General features: G+C 65.7%; 3 protein-coding genes. All 3 read left to right on the top strand.

The annotated features are described in order from the left end of the window. The first annotated feature begins 2 nt into the window (after positions 1 to 2). The gene (locus Q4C89_RS07210) at positions 3 to 1,775 is read left to right on the top strand and encodes a cobaltochelatase subunit CobN (protein WP_368493218.1); all 1,773 of its coding nucleotides are present in this window, start codon (positions 3 to 5) and stop codon (positions 1,773 to 1,775) included. Continuing rightward, positions 1,772 to 3,445, top strand: a complete 1,674-nt coding sequence (locus Q4C89_RS07205) for a DNA repair helicase XPB (RefSeq protein ID WP_303101932.1) — start codon at positions 1,772 to 1,774, stop codon at positions 3,443 to 3,445. Before Q4C89_RS07210 ends, Q4C89_RS07205 begins: the two co-directional genes overlap by 4 nt. A 5-nt stretch (positions 3,446 to 3,450) precedes the next feature. Next, the coding region (locus Q4C89_RS07200) for a hypothetical protein (protein ID WP_303101931.1) at positions 3,451 to 3,631 on the top strand (181 nt) is incomplete at its 3' end.

Here is a 3,631-nt window from a genome sequence, read left to right as displayed (position 1 = left end):
CGCTGATTGAAGCCCTGGACGACGCCGGAGCCGACGCGCTGCCGGTTTTCACGACTTCGCTGAAGGATACGGACAGGGCGGGAAGGCCGAAGGCGTTTGGTTTCTTCGAGGCTATGGGCCATGAGCCGTGGGACGGGGGCAAAGACCCTCAAGGCCCAAGGCCCATAGCCCATAATCCCCGCGTTTCAGCGGTGATTTCCACCCTTTCTTTCGCCCTGGGTGAAATCAATGCGGGTGGCATCACCGAGGCGGGCGCGGGCGTGTCGGCGCTGGGGGGGCTGGGCGTCCCCGTGGTGCAGGGCCTCACGCTGGGCGGCGCGAAAGGCCCGTGGGAAACCAGTGCACGCGGCCTGAACCCGCTGGATACAGCGATGAACGTGGCCCTGCCCGAGTTCGACGGGCGCATCATCAGCGTGCCGTTCGCTTTCAAGGAGCAAGACGGCGAGGCCCGCAGGCTGACCGCCGACCCCGAACGCGCGGCCCGCCTCGCTGGCATGGCCCTGCGGCTGGCACGGCTGCGGCACAAACCCAACTCACAGAAGCGGCTGGCGTTCGTGTTTACCAACTCCACCAGCAAGGCGTCTCAGGTGGGCAACGCGGTGGGGCTGGACTCGGCGGCCTCGCTGCTGCGGATTTTGCGGGCGTTGGCCACACAAGGATACGACGTGGGCGAACTTCCCGATTCGTCCGACCAGCTCATGCACGAACTGATTGAGCGCAGCAACTACGACGCCACCGTGATGACGCCCGCTGGGCTCGCCCGCGCCGCTGTTCGGATTCCCACGGAGCGCTACGCCCAATGGTTTGCCGAACTTCCGCCTTCGCAGCAACGCCGCATGACGGAGCAGTGGGGCAAGCCGCCTGGGACGGCCTATGTCCACGACGGGCGACTCTGCCTCGCCGGGATGACCTTCGGCAAGTGTTTTGTGGCGCTGCAACCGCCGCGCGGCTATGGCATGGACGCCGACGCGATTTACCACACGCCCGACTTGCCGCCCACCCACCATTACCACGCGCTCTACCGCTGGCTACGCGAACCCACCGCCCTGGGGGGCTTCGGGGCCGATGCCATGATTCATGTGGGCAAGCACGGCACGCTGGAATGGCTGCCCGGCAAGGGGGTGGGCCTGAGCCGCGAGTGTTTCCCTGACAGCTTTCTGGGCGACCTGCCGCTGTTTTACCCGTTCGTCATCAACGACCCGGGCGAAGGCACCCAGGCCAAACGCCGCGCCCACGCGACGATCCTCGATCACCTGCCCCCGCCCCTGACCCGCGCCGACACCTACGGCCCACTGGCGGAGCTGGCCGCGCTGGTCGATGAGTATTACCAGCTCGAACTGCTCGACCCCAGCAAATTGCCGCTGCTGCAGGGTCAGATCTGGGAGCTGGTGCAAAAGACCAACCTCGGTGAAGACCTCAGCACCATGCTGACCCGCAACCACGGTGACCACGTTCACGAGTGGGACGACACCGAAACCGAGGACGGTGTGCCCCTGACCATCGCCGAGATGAGCGGCAGTGACGTGGCACACCTGCTGGAAGACATCGACGGGTACCTCTGCGAACTGGGCGCGGCGCATATTCGGGATGGCCTGCACACGCTGGGTCTGCCCCCACAGGGCGAACAGTTGCCCGAAATGCTGCGGGCGCTGACCCGCCTCAGTAACGTGGGCGAACGCGACAGCGTGCCAGGGCTGCACGCGGGGCTGGCGGAGGTGCTGGGGCTTTCTTTGAACGACCTGTTAGATAACCCTGGGGCTAAGCTAAGACAGTGAACCCCGCCAACCCCCTGATTGTTCAGGCTGACCGCAGCGTGTTCCTGGAGGCGTTTAACCCGCTGGCAGAGCAGGCCCGCGCCGCGATTGCCCCTTTTGCCGAACTGGTCAGCAGCCCCGAGCACATGCACACCTACCGCGTGACGCCGCTCTCTCTCTGGAACGCGGCCAGCACGGGCATGGGGCCGGGAGAAATGGTGGCAGCCCTCACGCAGTACGCCAAATTTCCGCTGCCCGCCAACGTGGAAACCGACATCCGCGAACTGGCGGGGCGCTGGGGACGGCTGACGCTGGAGCAGTTCGACAACGGCCTGCTGCTGATGACGGCGGAAGGCGACGGGCCGCTGCTGACCGAACTCTCGCGCCACAAGGCGGTGGCCCCGCTGCTGGGCGACAGGCTCTCAGAGACAGTGTTTACCGTGCCGCCCGCGCACCGTGGCGTGCTTAAACAGGCCCTCATTGAAGTCGGCTGGCCCGTGGATGACCGCGCAGGCTACGCCGAGGGAGACGCTTTCGCGGTGGCCCTGGCCCCCAGCCTGGACGTGCGCGACTACCAGCGCGAAGCCGCCGAAGCCTTTTACCAGGCGGGCAGCGAGCGCGGCGGTTCGGGCGTGGTGGTGCTGGCTCCAGGGGCAGGAAAAACCGTGGTCGGCATCGCGGTCATGAATCTGGTGGGGCAGCGTACCCTGGTACTCACCACCAACCGCACCAGCGTCAACCAGTGGCGGCGCGAGATTCTGAGTAAAACCCAGCTTTCGCCCGACGACGTGCGCGAGTACGCGGCGGGTAAAGATCTCGCGCCCGTCACGCTCTGCACCTACCAGATGCTCACGCACAGGAAGCGCGGCAGCCAGAGCAGCGACCCGGAGGCTTACCCACACATGTCGCTTATTGGCGCGTCCGAATGGGGCCTGATTATCTACGACGAGGTTCACCTACTGCCCGCGCCCGTGTTCAGACTCACCGCCGAGGTGCAGGCCCGCCGCCGCCTGGGGCTGACCGCCACCCTGATCCGGGAAGATGGCCGCGAGGGCGACGTTTTTGCGCTGATTGGCCCCAAGCGCTACGACCAGCCCTGGAAAACCCTGGAAGCACAGGGCTGGATTGCCGAGGCTGACTGCGCCGAAGTGCGTTTGCGCCTGCCTGCCGAGGAGCGTATGGCCTATGCGGTGGCCCCAGACCGCGACAAACACCGCATCGCCGCCGAAAACCCTGGCAAGCGGCGCGTGCTGGCCCAGTTGCTGCGGCAACACGCGGGGCAGCCGACCCTGATTATCGGGCAGTACCTTGACCAGTTGGAATTGATCGGCCAGGACACCGAGGCCCCCGTGATTACGGGCAAAACCCCGCAGGCCGAGCGAGAACGCCTCTTTCAGGCTTTTCGGGAAGGCCGCCTGAACACCCTGATTCTGTCCAAGGTGGGCAATTTTGCGCTTGACCTGCCCGACGCCGAGGTGTTGGTGCAAGTGTCGGGCGCGTTCGGCAGCCGTCAGGAGGAAGCGCAGCGGCTGGGGCGACTGCTGCGGCCCAAGCAAGGTGGTCGCGGGGCACACTTTTACACGCTGGTGACCCGTGAAACCAGCGAGGAGGATTTTGCCCACCACCGCCAGCTTTTTCTGGCCGAGCAGGGCTACAGCTACCGCATTCTGGACGAAGAGGAATTAGGATAGGGGCAATGCATAACGACTCGCCCGCGCCCAAAAAACGGGGTCGCCCGTCCAAAAAGGAAGCTGGGAACGATGCTCCCGCGACAGTTCGCGCCAGCGCCACCCCGCCGCTGCAACTTTCCGACTTCGGCGTATCCGAAGTGACCGCGCACCGCCCCGTGAGCCTGCTGGAAGTGCAGGACGCCGCCG

This window comes from Deinococcus sp., from assembly GCF_030523985.1.
Lineage (GTDB): Bacteria > Deinococcota > Deinococci > Deinococcales > Deinococcaceae > Deinococcus.
This window is presented reverse-complemented; position numbering and strand designations above follow the sequence as displayed.